General features: G+C 68.5%; 26 protein-coding genes and 1 riboswitch. Of the genes, 14 read left to right on the forward strand and 12 right to left on the reverse strand.

Features of this window, described 5'->3' with window-relative positions; translation table 11 throughout:
* Positions 1–187: 187 nt before the first annotated feature.
* The 3 genes from rph to A7E77_RS05370 all read left to right on the forward strand — a co-directional run bounded on the left by rph (position 188) and on the right by A7E77_RS05370 (position 2376).
* A complete protein-coding gene (gene rph / locus A7E77_RS05360) occupies positions 188–901 on the forward strand; it encodes a ribonuclease PH (protein ID WP_043060486.1) in 714 nt (237 codons plus the stop codon).
* Positions 898–1524, forward strand: a complete 627-nt coding sequence (gene rdgB, locus A7E77_RS05365; RefSeq protein ID WP_043060487.1) for an RdgB/HAM1 family non-canonical purine NTP pyrophosphatase — start codon at positions 898–900, stop codon at positions 1522–1524. The genes rph and rdgB overlap by 4 nt, the downstream gene beginning before the upstream one ends.
* Positions 1525–1743: 219 nt before the next feature.
* The gene (locus A7E77_RS05370) at positions 1744–2376 is read left to right on the forward strand and encodes a GNAT family N-acetyltransferase (protein WP_063686405.1); all 633 of its coding nucleotides are present in this window, start codon (positions 1744–1746) and stop codon (positions 2374–2376) included.
* A 155-nt stretch (positions 2377–2531) separates the two neighbouring features.
* Here the strand turns inward: A7E77_RS05370 and A7E77_RS05375 are convergent, their stop codons facing one another.
* On the reverse strand, positions 2532–3107 hold the full coding sequence (locus tag A7E77_RS05375) for a CAP domain-containing protein (RefSeq protein ID WP_063686407.1): 576 nt from the start codon (positions 3105–3107) through the stop codon (positions 2532–2534).
* A gap of 12 nt (positions 3108–3119) precedes the next feature.
* Here A7E77_RS05375 and hemW point away from each other — a divergent pair, with 12 nt between their 5' ends.
* Positions 3120–4280, forward strand: a complete 1161-nt coding sequence (hemW, locus tag A7E77_RS05380) for a radical SAM family heme chaperone HemW (protein WP_063686409.1) — start codon at positions 3120–3122, stop codon at positions 4278–4280.
* Between the two features lie 292 nt (positions 4281–4572).
* Here the strand turns inward: hemW and A7E77_RS05385 are convergent, their stop codons facing one another.
* Complete coding sequence (locus A7E77_RS05385) at positions 4573–5778, reverse strand: penicillin-binding protein activator (protein WP_063686411.1); 1206 nt, start codon at positions 5776–5778, stop codon at positions 4573–4575.
* On the opposite strand from A7E77_RS05385, the gene rsmI reads away from it, so the two are divergent.
* The 5 genes from rsmI to A7E77_RS05410 all read left to right on the forward strand — a co-directional run bounded on the left by rsmI (position 5777) and on the right by A7E77_RS05410 (position 10154).
* Positions 5777–6634: a 16S rRNA (cytidine(1402)-2'-O)-methyltransferase gene (gene rsmI / locus A7E77_RS05390; RefSeq protein ID WP_063686412.1), complete on the forward strand. Its 858-nt coding sequence runs from the start codon at positions 5777–5779 to the stop codon at positions 6632–6634. The genes A7E77_RS05385 and rsmI overlap by 2 nt on opposite strands.
* A 13-nt stretch (positions 6635–6647) precedes the next feature.
* Positions 6648–7409, forward strand: a complete 762-nt coding sequence (locus A7E77_RS05395; RefSeq protein WP_226341862.1) for a DUF3800 domain-containing protein — start codon at positions 6648–6650, stop codon at positions 7407–7409.
* Between the two features lie 171 nt (positions 7410–7580).
* Positions 7581–7961 carry a YraN family protein gene (locus A7E77_RS05400; protein WP_063686417.1) on the forward strand — a complete coding sequence of 127 codons (381 nt, stop codon included), beginning with the start codon at positions 7581–7583 and terminating at the stop codon, positions 7959–7961.
* Positions 7962–8532: 571 nt separating this feature from the next.
* Positions 8533–9528, forward strand: a complete 996-nt coding sequence (gshB, locus tag A7E77_RS05405) for a glutathione synthase (RefSeq protein ID WP_063686418.1) — start codon at positions 8533–8535, stop codon at positions 9526–9528.
* Between the two features lie 23 nt (positions 9529–9551).
* Positions 9552–10154 carry a DedA family protein gene (locus tag A7E77_RS05410; protein WP_063686420.1) on the forward strand — a complete coding sequence of 201 codons (603 nt, stop codon included), beginning with the start codon at positions 9552–9554 and terminating at the stop codon, positions 10152–10154.
* Between the two features lie 200 nt (positions 10155–10354).
* Here A7E77_RS05410 and A7E77_RS05415 read toward each other — a convergent pair whose 3' ends face one another.
* Complete coding sequence (locus A7E77_RS05415) at positions 10355–11224, reverse strand: tyrosine recombinase XerC (protein ID WP_078462332.1); 870 nt, start codon at positions 11222–11224, stop codon at positions 10355–10357.
* A gap of 113 nt (positions 11225–11337) precedes the next feature.
* On the opposite strand from A7E77_RS05415, the gene A7E77_RS05420 reads away from it, so the two are divergent.
* On the forward strand, positions 11338–12795 hold the full coding sequence (locus tag A7E77_RS05420) for a diguanylate cyclase domain-containing protein (protein WP_063686422.1): 1458 nt from the start codon (positions 11338–11340) through the stop codon (positions 12793–12795).
* On the opposite strand, the gene A7E77_RS05425 is transcribed toward A7E77_RS05420, so the two are convergent.
* The 6 genes from A7E77_RS05425 to A7E77_RS05450 all read right to left on the reverse strand — a co-directional run bounded on the left by A7E77_RS05425 (position 12792) and on the right by A7E77_RS05450 (position 19130).
* Positions 12792–13295: a CcdC protein domain-containing protein gene (locus tag A7E77_RS05425; RefSeq protein ID WP_063686424.1), complete on the reverse strand. Its 504-nt coding sequence runs from the start codon at positions 13293–13295 to the stop codon at positions 12792–12794. The two genes, A7E77_RS05420 and A7E77_RS05425, sit on opposite strands and share 4 nt — an antisense overlap.
* A 67-nt stretch (positions 13296–13362) precedes the next feature.
* Entirely contained in the window at positions 13363–14934 is a 1572-nt protein-coding gene (gene gcvPB, locus A7E77_RS05430; RefSeq protein ID WP_063686425.1) for an aminomethyl-transferring glycine dehydrogenase subunit GcvPB, read from the reverse strand.
* Positions 14931–16289 carry an aminomethyl-transferring glycine dehydrogenase subunit GcvPA gene (gene gcvPA / locus A7E77_RS05435; protein WP_063689740.1) on the reverse strand — a complete coding sequence of 453 codons (1359 nt, stop codon included), beginning with the start codon at positions 16287–16289 and terminating at the stop codon, positions 14931–14933. The genes gcvPB and gcvPA overlap by 4 nt, the downstream gene beginning before the upstream one ends.
* Before the next feature lie 143 nt (positions 16290–16432).
* Positions 16433–16804 carry a glycine cleavage system protein GcvH gene (gcvH, locus tag A7E77_RS05440; RefSeq protein ID WP_017980040.1) on the reverse strand — a complete coding sequence of 124 codons (372 nt, stop codon included), beginning with the start codon at positions 16802–16804 and terminating at the stop codon, positions 16433–16435.
* Positions 16805–16824: 20 nt separating this feature from the next.
* Positions 16825–18027 carry a glycine cleavage system aminomethyltransferase GcvT gene (gcvT, locus tag A7E77_RS05445; RefSeq protein ID WP_063686427.1) on the reverse strand — a complete coding sequence of 401 codons (1203 nt, stop codon included), beginning with the start codon at positions 18025–18027 and terminating at the stop codon, positions 16825–16827.
* A gap of 162 nt (positions 18028–18189) precedes the next feature.
* A riboswitch (glycine riboswitch) is annotated at positions 18190–18280 on the reverse strand.
* Positions 18281–18530: 250 nt separating this feature from the next.
* Positions 18531–19130, reverse strand: coding sequence for a hypothetical protein (locus tag A7E77_RS05450; protein ID WP_063686429.1), 600 nt, complete (start codon positions 19128–19130; stop codon positions 18531–18533).
* A gap of 152 nt (positions 19131–19282) precedes the next feature.
* On the opposite strand from A7E77_RS05450, the gene ispH reads away from it, so the two are divergent.
* The 3 genes from ispH (at position 19283) to rnhA (ending at position 21812) form a co-directional block, all read left to right on the forward strand.
* Positions 19283–20260, forward strand: coding sequence for a 4-hydroxy-3-methylbut-2-enyl diphosphate reductase (gene ispH / locus A7E77_RS05455; RefSeq protein ID WP_192930021.1), 978 nt, complete (start codon positions 19283–19285; stop codon positions 20258–20260).
* Between the two features lie 146 nt (positions 20261–20406).
* Positions 20407–21360 (forward strand): homoserine kinase, encoded by a 954-nt coding sequence (gene thrB, locus A7E77_RS05460; RefSeq protein ID WP_063686433.1) that lies wholly within the window; start codon positions 20407–20409, stop codon positions 21358–21360.
* A complete protein-coding gene (rnhA, locus tag A7E77_RS05465; protein ID WP_017980045.1) occupies positions 21357–21812 on the forward strand; it encodes a ribonuclease HI in 456 nt (151 codons plus the stop codon). The genes thrB and rnhA overlap by 4 nt, the downstream gene beginning before the upstream one ends.
* A 57-nt stretch (positions 21813–21869) precedes the next feature.
* On the opposite strand, the gene A7E77_RS17290 is transcribed toward rnhA, so the two are convergent.
* From A7E77_RS17290 to A7E77_RS05475, 3 genes are read right to left on the reverse strand one after another with little or no spacing between them, the layout of a single operon-like run.
* On the reverse strand, positions 21870–22043 hold the full coding sequence (locus A7E77_RS17290; protein WP_017980046.1) for a YegP family protein: 174 nt from the start codon (positions 22041–22043) through the stop codon (positions 21870–21872).
* Between the two features lie 53 nt (positions 22044–22096).
* A complete protein-coding gene (locus A7E77_RS05470) occupies positions 22097–23176 on the reverse strand; it encodes an NAD(P)/FAD-dependent oxidoreductase (RefSeq protein ID WP_063686436.1) in 1080 nt (359 codons plus the stop codon).
* The gene (locus A7E77_RS05475) at positions 23173–24132 is read right to left on the reverse strand and encodes an alpha/beta fold hydrolase (protein ID WP_063686437.1); all 960 of its coding nucleotides are present in this window, start codon (positions 24130–24132) and stop codon (positions 23173–23175) included. Before A7E77_RS05475 ends, A7E77_RS05470 begins: the two co-directional genes overlap by 4 nt.
* Before the next feature lie 81 nt (positions 24133–24213).
* On the opposite strand from A7E77_RS05475, the gene A7E77_RS05480 reads away from it, so the two are divergent.
* Positions 24214–24723 carry a prepilin peptidase gene (locus tag A7E77_RS05480; protein WP_043059808.1) on the forward strand — a complete coding sequence of 170 codons (510 nt, stop codon included), beginning with the start codon at positions 24214–24216 and terminating at the stop codon, positions 24721–24723.
* Positions 24724–24758 lie beyond the last annotated feature (35 nt).

Consider the following 24758-nt stretch of genomic DNA (forward strand, 5'->3'; position numbering starts at 1 on the left):
GCCCCTTCTTCGTCTCCTCTTCGTCACCTCGGCCGAAGAGCCGGGGTCCCGCTTCTTCCCCTCGTCCATGATAAAGCGGGACCCCGGATCACGTCCGGGGTGACGAAGGAAAAGGCACCAATTGCAACACCGCTGGCATCCCCCCGCCGTCCGGTCTATCGCCACGCCACATCCCAAGGAGACCTCCATGCGCCCCAGCGGCCGCGCGCCAGACCAGATGCGCGACATCACCATCACCCCGAACTTCACCCGCCACGCCGAAGGATCGGTGCTGGTCGCGTTCGGCGATACCAAGGTGCTCGTCACCGCCAGCGTCGAAGAACGCGTGCCGCCGTTCCTCCGCGGCAAGGGCGAAGGCTGGGTGACGGCCGAATATGGCATGCTCCCGCGCGCTACGCACACCCGCGGCAACCGCGAAGCCGCCAAGGGCAAGCAGTCGGGCCGCACCCAGGAAATCCAGCGCCTGATCGGTCGCAGCTTGCGCTCGGTGGTCGACATGAAGCTGCTCGGCGAACGCCAGATCACGCTCGACTGCGACGTGCTGCAGGCCGACGGCGGCACGCGCACCGCGGCGATCTCGGGCGCCTGGGTCGCGCTGCGCCTCGCGGTCAACACTTTGCTCGCCAGCGGCAAGCTGACGGCGGACCCGATTCTGCAAAAGGTCGCCGCGGTCAGCTGCGGCATCCACCAGGGCACGCCCGTCCTCGACCTCGACTATCTCGAGGATTCGGCCGCCGATGCGGACGGCAATTTCGTCCTGCTCGAAAACGGCAACATCGCCGAAGCGCAGGCGACCGCCGAACACGCGACCTATGACGAAGAGGCACTGCTCCGCCTGCTCCGCCTCGCCCGCATCGGCTGCGCCGAGATCTTCGCCGCGCAGGATCGCGCGGTAAAATGAGCGGCGAGGGCGACATCCCGCAGGCGATCCGCAAGCTGCGCCCCGGACAGCTGGTCATCGCCAGTCACAATCCCGGCAAGGTGCGTGAGATCGCCGAGCTGCTCGGCCCCTATGGCGTCGAGCCGATCTCGGCGGGCGAACTCGACCTGCCCGAGCCGGAAGAGACGGGCACCACCTTCGTCGCCAATGCCGAGCTGAAGGCACGGATCGCTGCCGACCTCAGCGGCCTGCCCGCGCTTGCCGACGACAGCGGCCTGTGCGTCGATGCGCTGGGCGGCGATCCCGGCATCTTCTCGGCGCGCTGGGCGGGCGAATCGAAGGACTTCGACCTCGCGATGCGGCTGGTCGAAGATCGCCTGAACGAAGAACCCGACATGGCACGCTCGGCGCATTTCGTCTGCGCGCTCGCGCTCGCCTGGCCCGACGGCCATGTCGAATGGTTCGAAGGCCGCGTCGACGGCACGCTCGTCTGGCCGCCGCGCGGGGGCAACGGCTTCGGCTATGACGCGATGTTCCTGCCCGACAACGGCACCGAGACGTTCGGCGAAATGGACGCCGCCGCCAAGCACGCGATCAGCCACCGCGCCGACGCCTTCCGCCAACTCGTCGCCGCGGTGTTCTGAGGCGGGGGGGGGCATGCTGGGACACGAGACCTCGCCCCACCCCCTCCGTCACCCCGGACTTGGGTTCCCATCAAAGTATTACTTTGATGGGTTCCCTGCTCCGGGGTCCACCGGGCCACGGGGGAGTGACCGGAGCCTCCAGCCTCCCCCCTCGCCGCAGAGTGGACCCCGGACCAAGTCCGGGGTGACGGGGCGGAGCAGGCAAGCGCACTCCACCCCATGACGCCCCACCCAGACCCCACCCTCGTCCGCGGCTGGCTCGCCGCCCGCTCCCTCGCCCGCGGCCTCCCCGCACCCGTGGCTGACCATGGCGGCTGGCGCGTCGACACCGCCACCGAACCCGAACGCCAGCGCTACGTCTTCGCCACAGCCGGCCCCGGCCTCGACCATCTCGCCGCGACGATCACCGAACCCGCCATCTTCCTCAAACTCTGCGCCGACGCTACCACCTTGCGGGCGATCCTGCCGCCGCGCTGGACGATCACCGACGCCAATCGCATGATGGTGACCGACGGTCCGCCGCCGCCCCGCCGCCCGCTCCCCGCCGGCTATATCGCCACCACCACGCACACCGCCGGCGTCGCCCATGTCGCGATCACCGGCCCCGCCGGCGACCTCGCCGCGAGCGGCTATGCCGCCGAACTGGACGACGTCTTCGTCTACGACCGCATCGTCACCGCCGAAGCCCACCGCCGCCGCGGTCTCGGCCACACGCTGATGACGACGCTCGCCACCACCCGCCGCTCACCCGGCGCGCAACAGATCCTCACTGCCACCGACATGGGCGCGGCGCTCTACACCAGCCTCGGCTGGCGCGAATACTGCCCCTACACCAGCGCTGCGATCGTCTGAGGTTCACGCGAAGACGCGGAGACGCAAAGATGTGATCGCTCGCCGCGACAGCGGCTTCTCATCGAAAGCGACACGCAGGGCGGGAGCGCTGCCGCGCTCGAGCCATCTTTGCGTCTTCGCGTCTTCGCGTGAGTTCACCCCTCCGCAGCAAACGCCTAAAACGCCACCTGCCCGAACACATTCCCCGGCGGCGCATAGCGGCACACCAGATAGTCGTCGCTCCGGTTGCTCGCGATCGCGCAGCCGACTGCGGTCGATCCGCGCCACACCATCTGCGTATAATGCCCCACGTCCTGCCACCGCCCGGTCCGGCTGAAGTTGGGCGTCGGCAGGTTCACGAAGTCGCGCTTCTCCGCGATCCAATGCCCCGCCATCTCGTCAAAGCGATAGGCGCCGCGCGTGCCCGTCCACAGATTTTCGCCCTGCCGCCCCGGCCCCATCGGCTGCGCGGCATGTTCGAACCGCCCGGTCCGCGCCATCTCTTCGGCATAGCCGCGCGCCGAGCTGGCAAGCGTATCGCTCCAGACAACCGGCGCCACGCCCACCTCGCCCCGCGCGCGATTGTGCGCGGCGAGCATCACCGACTTCAGCAGCACCGACCCGCGCGGCGCAGCGGACGCACTCACCCGCGGCTCGATCACCCGCTCCGGCCCCTCGGGCGCCTGCGCACAGGCCAGTAACAAGAGCGGCAGCGCAAGCGCGCGGTAGCGTTTCGCGATCATCGCCGCCATATCGGCACCATCATGATCCCCGACAAGACGCCGGCAGCCCGGCCCCTGGCGCTCTACGTCCACTGGCCGTTCTGCGTTTCCAAATGCCCCTATTGCGACTTCAACAGCCACGTCCGCGAGAGCGTCGACCAGCAGGCGTGGCGCGACGCTTTGCTCGCCGACCTGGCGCATGAAGCCGCCGCCTTGCCCGGCCGCACATTGGGATCGATCTTCTTCGGCGGCGGCACGCCGTCGCTGATGCCGCCATCGACCGTCGCGGCGATCCTCGACGCCGCGCAGACGCACTGGACGCCCGCACCCGATATCGAGATCACGCTGGAGGCGAACCCTTCGTCGGTCGAGGCCGCGCGCTTCGCCGATCTCGCCGCCGCCGGCATCAACCGCGTCTCGCTGGGACTGCAATCGCTCGACGACGCCGCGCTCGCCTTTCTCGGCCGCGCGCACAGAGTCGCCGAAAGCCTGCGCGCGCTCGACACCGCGCAGGCGCATTTCGGTCGCGTCAGCGTCGACCTGATCTATGCTTTGCCCGACCAGAGCCTCGCCGCGTGGGAGCGCGAACTCACCCGCGCGCTCGGCTTCGGCACCGAACATCTCTCGCTCTACCAATTGACGATCGAACCCGGCACCCGCTTCGCTACCGAAGCCGCGCAGGGACGCCTCACCATCCCCGATGGTGATAGCGCCGCCGACCTGTTCGAGATGACCCGCGCGATGACCGCCGCCGCCGGCCTGCCCGCCTACGAAACCTCGAACCATGCCCGCCTAGGGGCGGAGAGCCGCCACAACCTCACCTATTGGCGCTACGGCGATTATGCCGGCGTCGGCCCCGGCGCGCACGGCCGCCGCGACGGCCTCGCGACGCAGCGCCGCCGCAAGCCTGAAAACTGGCTGTCCGCCGTCGCGCGCAACGGCCACGGCCTCGAGGTGGAAGAGCCGCTCGCCCCCCACGACCGCGCCAGCGAAGCGCTCGTCATGGGCCTGCGCCTGCGCGAAGGCGTCGACCTGGACTATGTCGCCGCCCTGGCCGGCGGCACCGCCCCGATCGACTGGCCCGCGGTCGAGCGCCTGTCCCGCCAGGGCATGATCGCCCACGAAGCCCACCGCCTCCGCGTCACCGAAGCCGGCGCGCTCCTCCTCGACTCGATTCTGCCGCTGGTTGTAGCCGACGCCTAACCCCAGTCCTCCCCCGCCAGGGGGAGGTGGCAGCGCGCCAGCGCTGACGGAGGGGGAGGACACGAAACGCCTGCTCCGTATCCTCCCCCTCCGTCACGGCTACGCCGCGCCACCTCCCCCTGGCGGGGGAGGACTGGAGTCACGCGAAGCCGCGAAGCCGCAAAGAGGGCACGCCCGCGGCGCAGCCGCCTTCCTTCATCACCGTCACACAAAGCGGTGCCGCCCGAGGAAAGAAAGTCTGCGGCAGCAAACGCAACACCTTAGCGTCTTCGCGACTTCGCGCGAAAACCCCTTACTTCCCAAACCCCGAAGGCGCCGGTGACACCGTCACCAGCCCGCCCGCCTGGATCTCCTGCACCTCCAGCGCCCGCTCCGCCACGCCGTCGCGACCGAAGCGGAACGCGCCGTCGATGCCCGCAAAGCCGTCGCCATCGCGCAGCTTGCCCTCGGGGAACGCACGGCCCACCGGCCAGTCGCGCGCGATCCGCACCGTCAGCAGCACCGCGTCATAACCCAGGCTCGACAGCCGGTACGGCCCGGCATTGTAGCGCGCGCGGTACTTGGCCGCATATTGCCGGTACAGCGTGTTCGACACGCTCGCGAACCACGCCCCGCTGAGTGCCGGCTTGGTCGCCAGCCCGTTCTCCGAATTCCACAATTCGGTGCCCAGGATGCGCGTCGACGCGCCGCTGCCGCGCTTGATCAGCGGCGCTGCCACCGCCGCGGTCGTGCCCGCATCGGCGACCAGCACCGCGTCATACGGCGCCTTGGCATTGAGCCGCGTCACCGCGCCCGTCACGCCCCCCGCGGTCCGGCCATAGGTCTGCAGCGACACCACCGATCCGCCAGCGCCCTCCACCGATCGCAGGAAGGCGGTCGACGCGCGCTCGCCGTACAGGCCATTGGGGATCAGGCCCGCAAAGGTCGAAACCCCGCGGCTGCGCGCATATTGCACGACGCGGTCGATCGACTGGCCGGGCACATAGCCCATCAGATACACGCCATTGCCCGCCACCGACACGTCGTTGGAAAAGCTCAGCACGGGCACGCCCGCCGCCTTGGCGATCGGCGCGACGGCGCGCACGTCGTCGGCCAGCAGCGGCCCCAGGATCAGCTGCGCGCCCTCGGCGATCGCACGCTGTGCCGCGGCCCCCGCGCCGGTTGCGGTATCGTAATTGGTGATGCGCACCTTGTCGGTGCCGGTGTCGAGCACCGCCAGCATCGTCGCATTGGCGATCGATCGGCCGACGCCCGAATTGGCGCCCGACAGCGGCACCAGCAGCGCGACGCGGTTGCGCTGCGTGTCGCGCGGCAGCCCGGCCTCGACCGGCGCATCGGGTCGCTGCGCCTGCGGGCGGCCCGGCCGCGTCGGCGCCTCCACCGGTCCACGCGGCACCACGGTGGAACAGGCCGCGAGCAGCCCCGCCCCCAGGATCGCCAGCCAGCGCTTGACGCCGCCGCCCTTCGCAGGCTGTCCAACCGCGCTCGCCTCTGTCATGACGTTCCCCGTGACCATCGTCGAAAATCCCCTACAGCCCGGTCTTTATATCGTTGCGACCCCGATCGGCAATCTTGCTGACCTATCGCCCCGCGCCGCCGACATCCTGTCGCGCGCCGACGTCGTAGCGGTCGAGGACAGCCGAGTCACCGCCGGCCTGCTCCGCCATATCGGTGCAAAGCGCCCGATGGTTCCCTATCACGACCATAATGCCGAAGGCGTCCGCCCCGGCCTGATCGCGCGCATGGGCACCGAAGCAATCGCACTCGTCTCGGACGCGGGCACGCCGTTGATCTCGGATCCCGGCTACAAGCTCGTCCGCGACGCCCGCGCCGCCGGCCATACGGTGGTGACCATCCCCGGCCCCTGCGCCGCGATCGCCGCGCTGACGCTGGCGGGCCTGCCGACCGATCGTTTCCTGTTCGCCGGCTTCCTGCCGAGCAAGGCCAAGGCCCGCGCCGACGCCATTGCCGAAATCGCCCCGATCCGCGCGACGCTCGTCCTCTACGAATCCGGCCCGCGCCTCTCCGCCTGCCTCACCGCCTTGGCGGACGGCCTCGGCGACCGCGAGGCCGCCGTGACGCGCGAGATCACCAAACGCTTCGAGGAAGCGGTGACCGGCACGCTGTCGACCCTCGCCACCCGCTACGCCGACGCAGCCCCCAAGGGCGAAATCGCCATCGTCATCGCCCCGCCCGGCGAAGCCCCGCCCGCCGCGATCGAAGACGCCGACGCCGCCCTGGCCGACGCCCTCACCCGCCTGCCGGTCGCAAAAGCCGCCAGCGAAGTCGCCAAGGCCTTCGGCCTGGACCGCAAGGAACTGTACGCGCGCGCGCTAGCGATGAAGGGGGATTAGCACGACGCCTTGCATGACGCAGAATGCCACGACACGCTGCGGAATGTCAGACTTCAGCGACTATATCGTCTTTGCGGATGAAAGCGGCGATCACGGCCTTGCGTCTATCGATCCGCAATTCCCAGCCTTCGCGCTGGTCTTCTGTGTGTTTGAAAAGACCGTCTACACCGACGAAATCGAGCCAGCCTTTCGTAGACTGAAATTCAAATACTTCGGGCACGATGCTGCAATTCTGCACGAGAGGGACATCCGCAAGCAAGCGCCCCCCTTCGCCTTCCTCAGGCAAGATGCGGCGCTACGTGACGCCTTTATGACCGACGTCAACGCGATCATGGCGGGAGCCCGCTTCCACGCGTATTGCGCCGTCATCGACAAACTGAAGCACAAGGCGCGCTATGCCGATCCGTGGAACCCGTATGAGATTGCCATGCATTTCTGCATGGAGAAACTCAGCGACAGGTTGGTACTCGACGGACAGTGCGGGCGCCTGACACACGTCCTGTTCGAAGCGCGCGGCCGCGAAGAGGACAGGCAGCTTGAATTGGAATTTCGCCGCGTCGCCGCCAACGACAAACGGTGGGGCTGGCGGGCGGTGGATTTCCAGCGGACACCGCTCGAACCCCTGTTCGTGGCCAAACAAGCAAATCTGGCCGGGCATCAACTCAGCGATCTGATCGCCCGCCCCCTCGCCCTGCACGCGATCAGGCCCGATCAGCCCAACCGTGCCTATGACATTATCGCCAACCGCATCTGGGACTTCAAAATGTTCCCTTGAGTAACAAAGGGGCTCCGGTGCCCCGAAACCCCTTCGTCGACCGGGAAAGCCCAATCCTTGATCGATAAATAGGGACTTGGCGTTTCAGGTGCAAGTTTTACCGGATCGACTATTCGGCGTCTGACAGATCGAGCGCTTGTCCCCAGGTGGCGATTGCGCCACCCTCCCCCCATGCCCCGCCCGCCCCGTCGCCGCAGCACCCAGGCGCGCCAGTCCGCCGAAGCCGCTGGCCGACGGGCTGAACGGATCGCGGGCTGGTGGTTGCGGCTCAAGGGCTGGCGCATCCTCGATCGCCGCGTGCGCACGCCGGCGGGTGAGGTGGACATCATCGCCCGCCGCGGCAACCTCGTCGCCTTCGTCGAGGTGAAGACCCGCGCCACCGCCGCCGAGCTCGATTTCGCGATCGACGAACGCCGCCTCGCCCGCGTCGCCGCGGCGGCGGAGGTGTTGATGCCGCGCTATGCCGGGCCGGGCGAAGACATCCGCGTCGATGTTATCCTGCTCGCCCCCGGCACACGGCCGCGGCATATCGAGAATGCCTGGATCGGCTGAGCGTGTTGGATCGCCCGCACCGCAAGTGACGGATCGGGCGACGGAAAACGGGACACGCTGTCCTACGGGTCCCGGCGTCGATAGCCTCCACCCATGCCCGTCCCGTCGCCCCGCCCCTCATCGCGTCCCGTCCAAGACGCACAATCCCCCCCGCCCCATCGTCATCACAGCGCAGGCTGGGATCTCCCAACTATCGCGCGCAGCAAGCGCCGCGAGCGACCCCAGCCTGCGCTGGGGTGACGATTTGCGGCAGCGGGACCACAGGTCGAGAGGCAGGACGATGCTCGCGCAGAGGCGCGGAGACCGCAGAGGGGTCGCGTCCGCCGTATCGGTGCGATCCCTCACCCCCGTCGGCTATAAAGCGGAACGCTGCGTCGCACGAACCACCTCCGCGCCCTCCGCGCCTCTGCGCGCAAACCCCTTGGCCTTCCTCACAAAAAAGACGTTCCGTCCCCCGCCTCCCGACAACGACGTACCGTCCACTTCGTCCACTTCCGCGCGCGCTCCGGGTGACATTCCACCGCCCGCCCCCTAAGTCGGACCCCGAACCAACCCACTCGCGAGTGTGCCCATGACCCTCACCGTCGCCGTCCAGATGGACCCGCTCGATCAGATCAATATCGCCGGCGATTCGAGCTTCGCGCTGATGCTGGCAGGCCAGGCACGCGGGCACCGGCTGTTCCATTACCTCGCCGAGGACCTGAATTACGCCGACGGCCGCGTCTGGGCGAAGGCGCATCCGGTGACGGTACAGCGCCCGGCGGCACCGGGCGCGGGCGACCATTTCCGCTTCGACGCGCCTGTCAGCCTCGATCTCGGCGAGCAGGCCGACGTCGTGCTGATGCGGCAGGACCCGCCCTTCGACCTCGGCTATATCACCGCGACGCATTTGCTCGAACGCATCTCCGATCGGACGCTGGTCGTGAACGATCCGCACAGCGTCCGCAACGCGCCCGAGAAGGTGTTCGTGCTCGACTATGCGCAGTTCATGCCGCCGACGCTCATCACCCGCAGCCTCGACGAAGCACGCGCCTTCCTGGCGCAGCATGGCGAGATCGTCGTCAAGCCGCTGCACGGCAACGGCGGCAAGGCGATCTTCCGTGTCGGATCGGACGGTGCGAACCTGTCCGCGTTGATCGAGGTGTTCAACCAGACCTGGCGCGAACCGCACATGGTCCAGGCGTTCCTGCCCGCGGTGGCGAAGGGCGACAAGCGGATCGTGCTGATCGATGGCGAGATCGCCGGCGCGATTAACCGCCTGCCGGGTGAAGGCGAAATCCGATCGAACCTCGCGGTCGGCGGCTCGGCGGTGAAGACCGAACTGACGGACCGCGAGCGCGAGATCTGCGCCGTGCTCGGACCGGAATTGAAGCGCCGCGGGCTGCTGTTCGTCGGCATCGACGTGATCGGCGGCGAATGGCTGACCGAAATCAACGTCACCAGCCCGACCGGCATCGTCGCGATCCAGACCTTCGACGGCACCGACGTCGCCGGCCTGATCTGGGATGCCATCGAGCGCCGCGTCGCGCAGCGCGCATCGGATGGCGTCGCAGCGGAACGCGGCTGACCCCCGCGCCGTTACCCTGGGCCATGACCGAGTTCATCCTCAACGCCATCGCCCAGGGCGGCTATATCGGCATCTTCCTGCTGATGGCGCTGGAGAATATCGTCCCGCCCATCCCGTCGGAGGTGATCATGGGCCTCGGCGGCATGGCGGTGGCGCGTGGCGACATGGCCATCGTGCCGCTCGTGCTGTGGGGCACCGCCGGCACCACCGCGGGCAATTACTTCTGGTATTACATCGGCCGCCACATCGGCTACCAGCGCTTCCGCCCCTTCATCGAACGCCACGGCCGCTGGCTGACGATGGAGTGGGAGGATGTCGAAAAGCTGCACCGCTTCTTCTGCAAACGCGGCGGCGGCGTCGTGTTCGTATTCCGCTTCATGCCCACCTTCCGCACGCTCGTGTCGCTACCCGCGGGCATGACCTGCATGCCGCTGTGGCGCTTCCTCGTCTGGACCTTTGCCGGCAGCCTGATCTGGAACACCATGCTCGCCGCCGCCGGTGTCTATCTCGGCTCGAATTTCGAGGCGATCGACCGCTATGTCGGCCCCGCCGCCGTCGCGCTCAGCGTCGCGATCGTCCTCGCCTACCTCTATCGCGTCGTCACCTGGAAACCGCGCGCACGATAGGATCGGGGCACCGGTAAGGGCTTGAATGCGAGCGCAAACTCGAGACCCGCTGTCCTACATCCACCCAATCCGCTAACGCCAGTCATCCGGCATTCCCGCGTCATTGCGACGGAACAGTTCTTTCAATGGGTGCAACAACGGAAACGATCAACCCCGATCGTTTCGCCCAAGGGGTTCCTGTTGCCCCTCTTCGCCGGCCATCACGCCCGCGGGTGCGCGTTCCGATAGACATCCAGCAGATGCGCCGCATCGACCGCCGTATAGATTTGCGTCGAACTGAGGCTCGCATGCCCCAACAGCTCCTGCAACGCGCGCAGGTCGGCGCCGCGGCCCAGCAGATGCGTCGCGAAGCTGTGGCGCAGCGCATGTGGTGTGGTCCGCTCGCCGAGCCCCAGCCGCCCGCGCGCCGCGCGCACCGATCGCCGGATCATCCCCGGCGACAGCGGCCCGCCCTTCACACCGCGGAACAGCGGCTCGTCCGGCGCCGGCGCCCAGGGCATCTGCGCCGCATAGGCCTCCACCGCAGCGCGCACCTGCGGCAGCAGCGGCACGATCCGCGTCTTGTCGCGCTTGCCGGTCACCGTCAGCGTCTCGCCCAGCGGCAGGACGCGCGCCGGCAGCGCGATTGCTTCACCGATGCGCAGCCCTGCGCCATACAGCAACAGCAGCACCGCCCAGTCGCGCGCACCCACCCAGGGTTCCGCCGCCTCGTCCGCCACCTCGCCGGCCAGCGCCATCACCTCGTCCGGCGCGATCGGCCGCGGCACGCCGGGTTTGACGCGGGGGCCGCGCAGCCGGGGCATCGCCACATCGGGCGCCACGAACGCCAAGAAACCCCGCACCGCCGACAGCTCACGCGCGGCAGAGGCGTTGCCCAGCCCATCGCCGCGGCGCGCCGCCAAAAAGGCGCGCAGGTCCGCCGCGCTCACCCGTGCCAGCGCCGCCGCCGTCGGCCGCTCGCCCCGATGCGCCTGCAGGAACGCGACCAGCCGCTCCGCACTGGCGCGATAGGCGCGCACGGTATGCGCCGACCGACGCCGGTCGCGCGCCAGATGCGCCGCCCATTGCATCGTCAGGGGCATCGTTTCGTAAGGATCGGTCTCGCTCATTCCGTCGCAGTTGTGGCTCGGACCGCCCCGTGGGGGAAGGACATTTTAAGACCTTGGATGGCATGGGAAATGTCATGAACGATGCTGTCCTTCCTCCACAGGCGGCCTATGACGAAGCCGGTCGCCTGGCGGCGCTGCATGCGCTCAACCTGCTCGACAGCGAGCCCGAACGCGAATTCGACGCGGTGGTCGCGCTGGCCGCAGACCTGCTCGGCTGTCCCACCGCGCTGATCAGCCTCGTCGATCGCGAGCGAATCTGGGTCAAGGCGATGAACGCGCCGGGTCCGAACGAACTTGGGCGCAACGTCGCGATGTGCGACCGCACCGTGCGACAGAATGAGCTGATGGTTATCACCGACATGACGCTGGATGCGCACTATCGCACCAGCCCGGTGGTGACGGACGCGGGCAACCGCTTCTACGCCGGCGTGCCGATCCATGTCGTCGACGGCCAGGGCGTGACGCAGCCGATCGGGACATTGTGCGTGCTCGATGTCACGCCGCGCTCGCTGAACGCGGCGGGCGAAGCGGCGCTGCGCCACCTCGGAACACTGGCAGAGGTGCTGATCGCCGCACGGCGGAATGCGATGGAGGCGATCCGCATCGCGACGACCGGCGAACAACTCGTCCGCGACCTCGCGCGGCAGGACAAGATCTTCCGCCAGGCCGAACGCATCGCGCGGATCGGATCGTGGCGCCTGTCTCTCGGCGATTCGCAGCTCGAATGGTCGGAAAACGTCTTTCGCATCCACGGCGTGCCGACCGGCGACCAGCCGCCGCTCAGCAAGGCGCTGGAATTTTACCCGCCGTATATGCGCGACCAGATTTCGGAAACGATCAGCCGCACGGTGCGGACCGGCGAGCCCTTCGACTTCGAATCCGCGCTTCACACCGCCGACGGGCGGCTGTTGCAGGTTCGCGCGGCGGGCGAGGCGGAGCGTGGCGAGGACGGCAGCGTCCAGGCGCTGGTCGGCGTATTCCAGGACATCACCGAACGCCATCGCCTCGAAACGCAGCTGCGCCGCTCGGCCGACACCGACGCGCTGACCGGCATCGCCAACCGTGCCGCCTTCGACCGCGAACTGGATGCGGCGATGACCCGCGCCCGTACCGACGGCAGCGCGCTGATGCTGATGCTGATCGATCTCGACGGGTTCAAGGCGATCAACGACGCGCTCGGCCATGACGCGGGCGACGACGTGCTGCGGCTAACCGGCGCGGCGCTGACCCAGCCGTGGCTGCGCGACTGTTTCGCGGCGCGGATCGGCGGCGACGAATTCGCGCTGATCGTCACCGCGCCCGCGCTGATCGCCGACCCGGAACAGCTGTGCCGCGGCCTGGAAGGCGCGCTGCGCGTCCCCGTCAGCGCCGGCGGCATCACGATGACGAGCGCGGGGTCGATCGGCCATGCGATGTTCGATACCGACTGCCATTCGCTGCGCGACTTCGCCCGCCGCGCCGACGCGATGCTCTACGCCGAAAAGCGGAAGCGCATCGGCCGCACGCCCACGGCGCAACGGCGCGCGGGTTAGCGCGCCGCCTCGAGCATGCGCTTGCCGCGCAGGTACATCTCCAGCCGCTGCGCCGCGAACAGGCCCAGCGCCAGCGCCATCAGCACGTCGGTCGCCGCCATCGGATCGAACGCGCCGCCGCTATAGCTCATCGCCCCCCGCGCCCCGCTGCGCACGACGATGAGGACGACGATGAACAGCAGCGCGGCGGGCGAAGACGTCTGGTTCAGCCGATGCGTTTCGGGATCGAACGTGATCCGCATCATCTTGCCCCGCTGCCAGCCCAGCGCCGCGCCAAGCCCCAGCGCCAGCAGGCAGAAAAGCCACGCCAGCCCCTTGGGCGGATGCATCGTAAAGGCGAAGACGACGAGTGCGGCATAGGCGGCGGGCAGCATCCACAGCCGCTCCAGCTTCAGCGGCGTCACGCGGCTCATCCGCTTCCACCGGATCGCCACGACGATCGCGATGATGACGAACGGGATCGCATAGCTGATCCAGCCGCCCGCCTGATGTACCTGCATACGCTACCCCTGCCCTGTTCGGGCGAAGGGTAGCGAGGACAGGCACCTGACGGAAGGGGAGACGCCGTTACTCCGCCGCCGCGGCCAGCGGCTGCTCCTTCCACACCAGCACCGGCTTGCGCGCCGCCAGCGTCTCGTCGAGCCGGGCCCGGGGGGCGAAGTGCGGCGCGGTCTTCAGGCTGGCATCGCCCGCCTTCGCCCGCTCCGCCACGCTGCGCAGCGCGCCGATGAACTGGTCGAGCGCTGCCTTCGATTCGGTCTCGGTCGGTTCCACCAGCATCGCGCCATGGACGACGAGCGGGAAATAGACCGTCATCGGGTGGAACCCCTCGTCGATCAGCCCCTTGGCGACGTCGAGCGTCGAGAAGCCCTCGGCTAGGTTGGCGTCGCTGAAGATCGCCTCGTGCATGCACGGCCCCGCCTTCGCGAACGGCGCGTCGAGCGTGCCTTCCAGGCTGCGCAGCACGTAATTGGCGTTGAGCACCGCATCCTCGGCGACCTGGCGCAGGCCGTCGGCGCCATGGCTGAGGATATAGGTCAGCGCCCGGGTGAACATACCCATCTGGCCGTGGAACGCGGTCATCCGGCCGAACGTGTCGGGATGGTCGTCGCCCGCCGTCTCTTCCTCGATCAGCTGGATATGACCGTCCGCCATCCGTGCGGTGAACGGCAGCGGCCCGAACGGCGCCAGTGCTTCGGACAGCACCACCGGCCCGGACCCCGGCCCGCCGCCGCCGTGCGGCGTCGAGAAGGTCTTGTGCAGGTTGATGTGCATCGCATCGACGCCCAGATCGCCCGGACGCACCCGCCCGACGATGGCGTTGAAATTCGCGCCGTCGCAATAGACGTAGCCGCCAGCGGCATGCACCGCGTCCGAGATGCGCTTCAGATCGCGTTCGAACAGGCCGCAGGTGTTGGGATTGGTGATCATCACCGCCGCCACGTCCGGCCCCAACCGCGCTTCCAATGCCGCGGTGTCGATCCGGCCGTCGGGCGTCGCGGGGATATCCTCGACGGTGAAGCCCGCGAAGGCAGCGGTCGCCGGATTGGTGCCGTGCGCCGATTCCGGCACCAGCACGACCTTGCGATGCCCCTCGCCACGCTTCTCCAGCGCCGCCTTGATGCACAGGATACCGCACAGCTCGCCATGCGCGCCCGCCTTGGGGCTCATCGCGACGCCGTACATGCCGGTCAGCTTGATCAGCCACACCGCCAGTTCGTTGATGACGCCCAGCGCGCCCTGCACGGTATCGACCGGCTGCAAGGGATGGACGTCGGCAAAGCCCGGCATCCGCGCGACGCGTTCGTTGAGGCGCGGATTGTGCTTCATCGTGCACGAGCCGAGCGGGAACAGCCCCAGGTCGATCGCGTAATTCTGCCGGCTGAGCCGCGTATAATGGCGGATCGTTTCCGGCTCGGCGAGGCCCGGCAGGCCGATCGGCTGCTTGCGCGTCAGGTCGCCCAACCGCGATCCCGCGACGTCGCCGTCCGGAAAGTCGACGCCGGTCGTCTCGGTCGAACCGATCTCGAAGATCAACGGCTCTTCCAGCATCAGCGCGCGATTGCCGGTGAAGGTCTGGCCCGCCGCATTGTCACGCGCGGTCATCTCGGGGCGCCAGCCGCTCTGGTTGATGCTCATGCGAAAACCTCCTCGAGTGCGGCGGCAAGGGTTTCGACGTCCTCCGCGGTCGTCGTTTCGGTGACCGCGACGATCAGCCCGTTGGCGAGGGCATCCTCGCCCGGATACAGCCGGCCAAGCGACACGCCCGCCAGAATATCGCGATCCGCCAGCGTGCGGACGACGGGACGCGCTTCCTTGGGCAGCTTCAGCGTGAATTCGTTGAAGAAGCTCTGCGTCACCAGCTCGACGCCCGGCACCTTGCTCAGGCGATCTGCCGCACGGCAAGCACCGGCGTGGTTGATCGCGGCGAGCCGGCGCAGGCCTGCCTCACCCAGCAGCGTCATGTGGATCGAGAAGGCGAGCGCGCACAGGCCCGAATTGGTGCAGATGTTGCTCGTCGCCTTTTCGCGACGGATATGCTGTTCGCGCGTCGACAGCGTCAGCACGAAACCGCGCTTGCCGTCGGCGTCCACCGTCTCGCCGCAGAAGCGGCCCGGCATCTGGCGGATATACTTTTCCTTGCAGCCCATCAGTCCGACGTACGGGCCACCGAACTGCAGGCCGACGCCCAGCGACTGGCCTTCGCCGACGACGATATCGGCGTCCATTTCGCCTGGGCTACGGATCGCACCCATCGCGACCGGCTCGGTGACGACTGCGATCAGCAGTGCCTTGTTCTTGTGGCAGGCGTCGGCCAGCGGCGTCAGGTCGGCAATGCGGCCGAGGATGTCCGGGTACTGGACGACGACGCACGACGTATCGCCGTCGATCTTCTCGATCAGCCGATCGATGTCCATCTCGCCGGTCAGCCAGGGTGTCGTCGTGTCCAGCGTATCGCCGGTGTACTTCGCCATCGTCTTGGCGACGCTGACGTAATGCGGGTGCAGACCCGCCGACAGGATCGCCTTGCCGCGCTTGGTGATGCGCCGCGCCATGCCGATCGCTTCCCAGCAGGCGGTCGAGCCGTCGTACATCGACGCGTTCGCCACGTCCGTGCCGAGCAGCCGCGCGACCTGCGTCTGGAACTCGAACAACATCTGCAGCGTGCCCTGCGCGATCTCGGGCTGATACGGCGTATAGGCGGTCAGGAACTCGCCGCGCTGGATCAGGTGGTCGACCGTCGCGGGCACATGATGCCGATACGCGCCCGCACCGAGGAAGAAGGGCACTTCGCCAGCGACCGTGTTCGCCCGCGCGAGCTTGGCCATATGCCGCTCGACCGCGAGTTCGGTGGCGTGATTGGGCAGGCCATGGACGGGGCCGTCGAGCCGGGCGGCCTCGGGCACGTCGACGAACAGGTCGTCGATGCTGGCGGCGCCGATGACGGACAGCATCGACTCACGGTCGGTTTGGGTAAGCGGCAGATAGCGCATCATAGGCTCCTCCCCTCCCTGCAAGGGAGGGGTCGGGGGTGGGTAGCGTCCTGGTGGTACGGCAAGGCTTGCCCGGCGCAGCGGCCGTACAGCAAGCACTCCACCCACCCCCAGCCCCTCCCTTCCCGGGAGGGGAGCAGGTCTTACAGCTTCGCGACGAACGCTTCGTAGGCGGTCTCGTCCATCAGCGTTTCCAGCTCGGACGGATCGCTCAGCGTGATCTTGAAGAACCAGCCCTCGCCCTCGGCGTCCGAGTTGACGAGGCTGGGATCGTCGGCGAGCTGGCTGTTGCCTTCCAGCACGTTGCCCGACACCGGCGAATAGACGTCCGACGCCGCCTTCACCGATTCGACCACCGCGGCCTCGTCGCCCTTCGACAGCGCCTTGCCGTCTTCGGGAACGTCGACGAACACGATGTCGCCCAGCTGGCTCTGCGCATATTCCGAGATGCCGACCGTGCCGATGTCACCATCGACGTCGACCCATTCGTGATCTTCGGTGAAGTAACGGCTCATCTTGACTGGCTCCAGAAAGCCTACGCCTTGCGGACGTAGCGGTGGGGAACGAAAGGCATGGGGGTGACGACGCCCTCATGGATCTTGCCGCGCTGGACGAGGCGGACGGCGGTGCCGGCGCTTGCCAGATCGGCGGGGATATAGGCCATCGCGATCGGCGCGCCGACGCTGGGGGCAAAGCCGCCGCTGGTGACGCGGCCGATCACCGCGCCATCCGCATCGACGACGCTCGCGCCCTCGCGCACTGGCTGGCGCCCGCCGACCGACAGGCCGACGCGCTTCACCGCCGCGCCGCTCTCGCGCTCGGCGAGGATGCGGCCGGCACCGGCGAAGTCGCCAGCCTCGCGACGCCGCTTCGACAGCGCGAAGCCCAGGTCCGCCATCACCGGCGTCGTTTCGGGATCAAGGTCGTGACCATACAGCGGCAACCCGGCCTCGAGCCGCAGCGAATCGCGCGCGCCCAAGCCGATCGGCTTCACCTCGGGCTGCTCGCACAGGGCGTCGGCGAAGGCCGCAGCCGCCTCGTCCGGGATCGAAATCTCGACGCCATCTTCCCCGGTGTAGCCCGAACGGCTGATCCACAGCGCATGGCCGTTCCATTCGAACGCACCCGCGGTCATGAACACGAGGCTCTCGACACCCGGCACCAGCCGCGCGACCGCTTCGACCGCCTTCGGCCCCTGCACCGCGAGCAGCGCCTGCTCGTCCATCAGGTTGAGCGTCACATCGTCGGGCAGCACGTCGAGCAGATAGGCAAGGTCGTCATATTTGGTCGCGCCGTTGACCACGACATAATAGCTTGCCTCACCGAACGGATGCGCGCCGTCTGCCGGCAGCGTCGTCACCATCAGATCGTCGAGGATGCCGCCCTCGTCGTTCAGCAGCAGCGAATAGCGAATCTTGGTCGGCGCCAGACCGACGATGTCGCCCGGCAGCACCGCTTCCAGCGCCTTGGCGATCGCCGCCGCATCCAGGCCGTCCCCGGTCAGCGTCACCTGCCCCATGTGGCTAACGTCGAACAGCCCGGCCGAGTCGCGCACCCACAGATGCTCAGCCATGATGCCTTCATACTGGACGGGCATTTCATAGCCGGCAAACGGCACCATGCGGCCGCCGCGGGCGCGGTGCCAGGCGTCGAGCGGCAGGTGCAGGATGGCGGGCTCATCGCCCTCGTCGATCCCATCGAGCGGGTCGGGCAGGGTTTCCGTCAGCGTCTCGCTCATCAACCGTCTCCAGATCAAGGCCACGCGACCGTTCCTGCGGGAGCATACCCGCCGTCACGATCCGTCGAACCCCCTCTGTCACGGGAACCTGAGAGCTTTCGCCGGCACCGCCGGCTTACCCCTTCGGTGGCCCCTAGAAGGGGCGCTTTCCAGAGTATCGATAAGGCCTGCGCGGTCCGTTTGCCTGAGAGATTCCGGGGTGGTTGCTCCTTCGGCGGCCCCTTTCGTGGGGGCTCTCTCCCGCGCATGCCCATGACGGTTCGCACCGTCATCGACACGCGCCGCTCTGGCGAGCGAGGCCGGTTTAGTCAATTGAGAAAGCGGCCGATCGGGCCAAGTTGGGTAAACGAGACGACCGCCCCATATCCCCCGTCACCCCGGACGTGTTCCGGGGTCCACCGGGCCGCGGGGGTAGCGCCTGTGCCTCCAGCCGTCCCCCTCGCCGCGGAGTGGACCCCGGAACACGTCTGGGGTGACGACGGGAAGGCGGTGACCGCCCGCCCTTACCGCTGCGCGTTATACTTCAGCTGGTCGTCGGTCAGCTGGAAGCCGACGAGCGCCTCGAACGTCGCGCGCAGCACGGCGCTGCGCACCTCGGGCTTGGTCAGCGGATCGACCGCGGCATCCTCGTCGCCGGCCTTGCGCTTCTTGGTCAGTTCCTCGCGCACCGACTCCGGCAGCGTCGCCGCGGCACGGCCGATCGTGGTCGATGCCGTGCCGCTCGCCTGTGCGCGGGTCTGGCCGGCATCGAAATGCACCGTCACCGTCCCCTTGCGCTTCGCCGTCACCGCCGTGCCGCCGCGCACGATCGCGATATAATAGGGCAGCGTCACGTCGCGCGCCGCATCGGCGCGGGTGCGGCGGGCGAGCACGTCGAAGGTGATCGTCGTCGTGATGTCGTCGCCCACGTCCGCGCAGGTGCCGCGGACGTGCGTCATGTTCGCGACCACGTCGATCGCATTCTCGTCGCGGCTGGTCGCCGGATCGAACAGCGTGATGTCGCCGGTGCCCGCCGCGACGCCCACCGTCGGGCAGGCCGAACGCACGGCGGTGATGCCGCCTTCCACGATCTCGCCCTTGCCCGTGCAACCGGACAGGATCAACGCGAGGGCGCAAAGGCCGATTGCCGGGGTTTTCACGAGGACGCGTACCTTTGTCGAACGAGCAGGACCAGCGCCGGCACGGGGCCGGCGTTGCGGCGCGCACCATAGGAACCGCCTTTCGCGCGCGCAAGCAATCGCGTAAGCGGCAGGATATGGCCTCCATCTCCGCAGACGCCGCCGCCGGCACCGCCCGGCTTCCGCTCGACCTGCTGATCGCCGCGCCGCGCGGCTTTTGCGCCGGGGTCGACCGCGCGATCCGCATCGTCGAACTCGCGATCGAAAAGCACGGCGCGCCCGTCTATGTCCGGCACGAGATCGTCCACAACAAGTTCGTCGTCGATACGCTGAAGGCGAAGGGCGCAATCTTCGTCGAAGAGCTGGACCAGGTGCCCGACGGCGTGCCCGTCGTCTTCTCCGCGCATGGCGTGCCCAAATCCGTGCCCGCCGCCGCCGAGGATCGCGGCCTGTCCTATCTCGACGCGACCTGCCCGCTGGTGTCCAAGGTGCATCGCCAGGCCGAACGGCTGGTCGATGCCGGCCGCCATATCGTCTTCATCGGCCACGCCGGCCATCCGGAGGTCATCGGCACGTTCGGCCAGGTGCCGACAGGCGCGATGTCGCTGATCGAGACGGTCGAAGACGCCGAGGCCTTCACCCCACCCGATCCCGCCAACCTCGCCTTCCTGACGCAGACGACGCTGTCGGTCGACGATACCGCCGCCGTCGTCGCCACGCTGCAGCGTCGCTTCCCGCTGATGCAGGCGCCGCGCGGCGAGGACATCTGCTATGCGACGTCGAACCGGCAGGCCGCGGTCAAGGCGATCGCCGGCCAGTGCGATGCGATGCTGGTGATCGGCGCGCCCAATTCGTCCAACTCCGTCCGCCTCGTCGAGGTGGCGGAGCGCGAGGGAATCCCCGCCCGGCTGATCCAGCGCGCCGCCGATCTCGACTGGTCGTTTCTCGACGGCGTCGGCACGCTCGGCATCACCGCCGGCGCATCGGCGCCCGAACAGCTGGTGCGCGAGCTCGTCGACCTGCTCGCCACCCGCTACGACGTCACCGAGCGCGAGGAAGAGACGACGCGCGAAACGATCGCCTTCAAGCTGCCGCGCGGGCTGGAAGCGGCATAGGCGCGTCTCCCCTCCCTATCAGGGAGGGGTCGGGGGTGGGTGGCGTCCAGGCGAAACGGCCACCGGGCGCCCGACGCCGCCGCACCACGAGCACGCCACCCACCCCCAGCCCCTCCCTGAGAGGGAGGAGAGAAAGAGAGACCGTCATGGCCGTCTACACGCAGGTGTCCGCCGAATCCCTCGACGCCTTCCTGCGCCGCTACGACGATGTCGGCGACCTCGTCTCGGCCAAGGGCATCGCCGAAGGGGTGGAGAACAGCAATTACCTCGTCGACACCACCACCTCGCGCTTCATCCTGACGCTGTATGAAAAGCGCGTCGACGCGGGCGACCTGCCCTTCTTCCTCGCCCTGCTCGATCACCTCGCCGCGCGCGGTTTGCCGGTGCCGCCGGCACTCGCCGATCGCGAAGGCGTCGCGATCCAGACGCTGGAAGGGCGTCCCGCCTGCCTGATCCGCTTCCTGACTGGCATCTCGCTCTCGCGCCCCACGCCGCAACAGGCGGTCACAGCGGGCGCCGCGCTCGGCCGCATGCACGGCGCGGTTGCCGACTTCGCCGGGCAGCGGCCCAACACGCTGGGGGTGGCCGACTGGCGCCCCCTGCTCGATCGCTGCGGCCGCGACCTCGATGGCATCGCACCCGGCCTCTACGGCCGTATCGGCACGGCGCTGGCCGCGGTCGAGGCCGCCTGGCCACGCGATCTCGCCACCAGCGTCATCCATGCCGATCTGTTTCCCGACAATGTCCTGATGCTGGGCGACCAGGTGACGGGACTCATCGATTTCTACTTCGCCTGCAACGACATCCGCGCCTATGACATCGCGGTGATGCACACCTCCTGGGCCTTCGATTCCATCGGCGCGCCGCTCGATGGCGTCGGCTCCGCGGTGCTCGCCGGTTATGACGCGGCATTCGGTTTGTCCGCCGAGGAGCGCGCGGCGCTGCCCGTGCTGGCCAAGGGCGCGTGCATCCGGTTCCTGCTGACCCGCGCGTGGGACTGGCTCAATACCCCGGCCGATGCGCTGGTGACGCGCAAGGACCCCCTCGCCTATCTGCGCCGCCTCGACTGGTATGACGCGCATCCGGAGGCTTTCGCATGACCGAACCGCAACTCGTCGAAATCGCCACCGACGGCGCGTGCAAAGGCAATCCGGGCCCCGGCGGCTGGGGCGCGCTGCTGCGCTTCGGCACGCACGAAAAGGAATTGTCGGGCGGCGAGACGCTCACCACCAACAATCGCATGGAGCTGACCGCCGCGATCGAGGCGCTGCGCGTCCTCACTCGCCCGTGCCGCATCCGCCTGTCGACCGACAGCAAATATGTGATGGACGGCCTGACCCGCTGGATTCACGGCTGGCGCAAGAACGGCTGGCGCACCGCCGACAAGAAGCCGGTCAAGAATGCCGAACTGTGGCAGGCGCTATTCGCCGAAACGCAGAAGCACGAGATCGAGTGGGTCTGGGTGAAGGGCCACGCCGGCCACCCTGACAACGAACGCGTCGACAAGCTCGCCAGCGATGCGGCGCTGGCGGCAAGCCGCCCGGCGAGCTGACGCCATCCCGCCCACTACCCCGGCCGCGGAGCCGGGGCGGCGGCAACAGGCTGACCGTCAGTCCTCCTGCACCTCGGCGGTCGGCCCATTCTTCAGGATCGAGGCGATCGCGTTGCGCGCCGAGGCACGGCTCTCATAGCCCTCGGTCCACCAGATCAATTCGTTGTTGAACTTGAACTTGGCGACGAACTCGCCCGCCTTGTTCTTCTCGATCACGAACCTGTGCGCCACGACGACACTCCCGCTGATACGATGCGCAGCGCCATAGCAAAGAAACGGGCGCGCTAGAAGCGCGTCGGCGCATACCGCTCCGGGTCCACGCCCAACAGCCAGTCGGGCAGGCTGCGCCCCAGCAACAGGCTCGCCGCCAGCGCGGCCGCGGCGGGCGCAGTCTGGATGCCGAAGCCACCCTGGCCGGCGCACCAGAAGAGGCCCGGCACGTCGCGATCGAAGCCGTACACCGGCAAACGGTCCGGCGCGAAGCTGCGCAGCCCCGCCCAGCGCCGCTCGACCGCATCGACGCGCCAATCGACGACGCCCTCGAACCGTTCGATCGCGATGGCGACATCCATCTCGTCGGCAGCCGCGTCGCCTGGGTCGACCGGCGTTTCGTCATGCGGGGTCAGCCACAGCCGCCCGCCCGCCTCCGGCTTGAAGTAGAAGCGCCCGCCGATGTCCTTGACGTGCGGCATCGCCGACGGTGCGGCGGGATCGGTACGCAGCTGCACCATCGTCCGCCGATAGGGGGCGATGCCGAGCGGCCGGGCGCCCGCGCGCACCGCCACCGCATCCGCCCACGCCCCCGCCGCATTCACCAAGATGCGGGCACGATAAGCGCCGGCCGCCGTCTCGATCGTCCATACGCCGTCCGCGTGATGGGCCGCGATCAGTCCGGCCCGTGTCACGATCGCGCCGCCCATCCGCCGGACGATGCCGAGGTACGCGAGGTGCAAAGCGGCGACGTCGATATAGGCGCAACTCGGTTCGATCACGCCCAGCGTCCAGTCGGCACGCAGCCCCGGTACGAAATCGCGTGGATCGACCCTCGCCAGCGCGACCGGCGTATCGGCGAAGGCGGCGAGCAGCGCGTCGATCGCGCCTACATCTTCGGCGCGCCCGATATGCAAGGATCCGAGCGGCGTCAGCACGTCATGCGCGCGCAAGCCCGCCTCCGACGCGCTGGTCAGCGGCTGGATGCCCGGCCCGCCATAGGTTTCCGACCAGAAGGCCGCCGACCGCCCCGTCGCATGGTATCCAGGCTGATCCTCCGCCTCGAGCAGCAGCACGCGGGCATCGCGCCCGATCGCCGCGGCAAGGCTCGCGCCGGCGATGCCTGCGCCGACGATGGCGATGTCATGGATCATGCCGCCAGCCGCTTGGCGAGGAAGGCATCGATCAGGCGATAGGCCCGCAGCCGCACCCCATCCGCCTCGCGCAGGATTTCATGCGCCGATTCGGGCCCGAACCGTACGAGCTCAACATCGGGCAACCGCCCGGCGAGCCGCACCGCGGCGGTGGGATCGACCAGGCCGTCTTCGTCGGCGACCAGCATCAGGATCGGCGTCGTCAGCGTGGCGAGCCGCGGATCGGCCTGCAACCGCGCGCCCGACACGAACGCCTCGGCCACCCATCCCCAGCTCGGCGGCCCCAGCCGCAGCGCCGGATCGCGCGCATACCAATAGGCTTCGTCCGCATAGCGTTCGTGCGAATGCGTCAGCAGCCGCTCGCGATGCCCGGCGGAGGCCGCATCGCCGCGCACCTTCCACGCTGCTCGCGTCGGATCGAGCCGTGCCAGCGCCCGCGCCAGCAGCGCGCCCAGCCGGTTACCAATCGGCGAGCGGATGCCGACCATCGGCGCGACCAGCACCGCCGCATCGGGATCGACCCGCCCCTCAACCAGCGCCCGCAGCACCAGATGCCCCCCCATCGAATGGCCGAGCAGCGCCACCGGCGTATCCGCCTCCGCCCGCCACGCGCGCCAGAAATGGCCGAGGTCCTCGACCCAGGGCGCAAAGCTCGTTGCGTGGCCGACGTGCGGATCGGCGCACAGCCGGCCCGACCCGCCCTGCCCGCGCCAGTCGAATGCGGTCACCGACCAGCCGTGATCGTGCAGCCACCCCATCGTCTCGACGAACTTCTCGATGATGTCGGCGCGACCACCCTGCACCAGAATGCGCCCGCGCGGGGCGGGATGCGTCCAGTCGAACCGGCGATGGCGCCAGCCGTCGGGCGCCACCCATTCGGACAGGCGCGACCCCGCAGGCCAGTCGCGGCGCAGCGCGTCGGGATCGGCGGATAGGCTCGTGCTGGCGGCGGTCATGCCGATGGAGTCATGCAAATCAGGGTCATCGCCATCATGGTTACGGTTTGGCAAGCCATGCCGTCTACCAGTGATCGCGTGATGGGATGGAACGCTTTCGCGATCGTCGGACTCGCCGTGGTCCTGGCCGCACTGCTGCTGGCGGCGGGGATCGAGGATGCGCGCACCCGCGAGATCGCCAATGCCAAGAATGCGGCGATCGCGCTGCTCGCGCCACTATGGTGGTGGGCGCTGGGATTGGGCTGGACCGACGTCGGGGTGCAGTTGCTCGTCGCCGCCATCGTCTTCGGGGTATTCGTCGGCGCCTTTGCCGCCGGCTGGATGGGCGGCGGCGACGTCAAGATGATCGCCGCCATCTCGCTGTGGCTGCCGCTCGGCAGCCTCGTCGACATGCTGATGGTGATGGCGGTGCTGGGCGGCGCGATCACCGTGCTGATGATGATCGACCAGCGCCGCCGCCGCGCCTTCGGCACGATCGAGGTGCCCTATGGCGTCGCCATCGCGGCCGCCGCGCTGCTCGTGCTGCCGGCGATCCTGCCGATCGACGGTCCTGGGCCGGCTGCGGCCCAGGTGGCGCAAACCCGATCTTAACCACTCCGCTGCAATGATTACCGTCGGATCAACCA

The sequence above is a fragment of the Sphingomonas sp. NIC1 genome, from assembly GCF_001638925.1.
Classification (GTDB): domain Bacteria; phylum Pseudomonadota; class Alphaproteobacteria; order Sphingomonadales; family Sphingomonadaceae; genus Sphingomonas; species Sphingomonas aquatilis.

Coding starts and splice junctions, on each gene's coding strand:
- A7E77_RS05370 (WP_063686405.1), top strand. CDS start 1,744: ATGACGCCCCACCCAGACCCCACCCTCGTCCGCGGCTGGCTCGCCGCC.
- gcvPA (WP_063689740.1), bottom strand. CDS start 16,289: ATGCGCTATCTGCCGCTTACCCAAACCGACCGTGAGTCGATGCTGTCC.
- A7E77_RS05385 (WP_063686411.1), bottom strand. CDS start 5,778: ATGACAGAGGCGAGCGCGGTTGGACAGCCTGCGAAGGGCGGCGGCGTC.
- gshB (WP_063686418.1), top strand. CDS start 8,533: ATGACCCTCACCGTCGCCGTCCAGATGGACCCGCTCGATCAGATCAAT.
- rsmI (WP_063686412.1), top strand. CDS start 5,777: ATGACGTTCCCCGTGACCATCGTCGAAAATCCCCTACAGCCCGGTCTT.
- A7E77_RS05375 (WP_063686407.1), bottom strand. CDS start 3,107: ATGGCGGCGATGATCGCGAAACGCTACCGCGCGCTTGCGCTGCCGCTC.
- A7E77_RS05425 (WP_063686424.1), bottom strand. CDS start 13,295: ATGCAGGTACATCAGGCGGGCGGCTGGATCAGCTATGCGATCCCGTTC.
- thrB (WP_063686433.1), top strand. CDS start 20,407: ATGGCCGTCTACACGCAGGTGTCCGCCGAATCCCTCGACGCCTTCCTG.
- A7E77_RS05400 (WP_063686417.1), top strand. CDS start 7,581: ATGCCCCGCCCGCCCCGTCGCCGCAGCACCCAGGCGCGCCAGTCCGCC.
- A7E77_RS05420 (WP_063686422.1), top strand. CDS start 11,338: ATGAACGATGCTGTCCTTCCTCCACAGGCGGCCTATGACGAAGCCGGT.
- A7E77_RS05410 (WP_063686420.1), top strand. CDS start 9,552: ATGACCGAGTTCATCCTCAACGCCATCGCCCAGGGCGGCTATATCGGC.
- A7E77_RS05480 (WP_043059808.1), top strand. CDS start 24,214: ATGGGATGGAACGCTTTCGCGATCGTCGGACTCGCCGTGGTCCTGGCC.
- rph (WP_043060486.1), top strand. CDS start 188: ATGCGCCCCAGCGGCCGCGCGCCAGACCAGATGCGCGACATCACCATC.
- A7E77_RS05475 (WP_063686437.1), bottom strand. CDS start 24,132: ATGACCGCCGCCAGCACGAGCCTATCCGCCGATCCCGACGCGCTGCGC.
- hemW (WP_063686409.1), top strand. CDS start 3,120: ATGATCCCCGACAAGACGCCGGCAGCCCGGCCCCTGGCGCTCTACGTC.
- gcvT (WP_063686427.1), bottom strand. CDS start 18,027: ATGAGCGAGACGCTGACGGAAACCCTGCCCGACCCGCTCGATGGGATC.
- rdgB (WP_043060487.1), top strand. CDS start 898: ATGAGCGGCGAGGGCGACATCCCGCAGGCGATCCGCAAGCTGCGCCCC.
- rnhA (WP_017980045.1), top strand. CDS start 21,357: ATGACCGAACCGCAACTCGTCGAAATCGCCACCGACGGCGCGTGCAAA.
- gcvPB (WP_063686425.1), bottom strand. CDS start 14,934: ATGAGCATCAACCAGAGCGGCTGGCGCCCCGAGATGACCGCGCGTGAC.
- A7E77_RS05415 (WP_078462332.1), bottom strand. CDS start 11,224: ATGCAATGGGCGGCGCATCTGGCGCGCGACCGGCGTCGGTCGGCGCAT.
- A7E77_RS05470 (WP_063686436.1), bottom strand. CDS start 23,176: ATGATCCATGACATCGCCATCGTCGGCGCAGGCATCGCCGGCGCGAGC.
- gcvH (WP_017980040.1), bottom strand. CDS start 16,804: ATGAGCCGTTACTTCACCGAAGATCACGAATGGGTCGACGTCGATGGT.
- A7E77_RS05395 (WP_226341862.1), top strand. CDS start 6,648: ATGACGCAGAATGCCACGACACGCTGCGGAATGTCAGACTTCAGCGAC.
- ispH (WP_192930021.1), top strand. CDS start 19,283: ATGGCCTCCATCTCCGCAGACGCCGCCGCCGGCACCGCCCGGCTTCCG.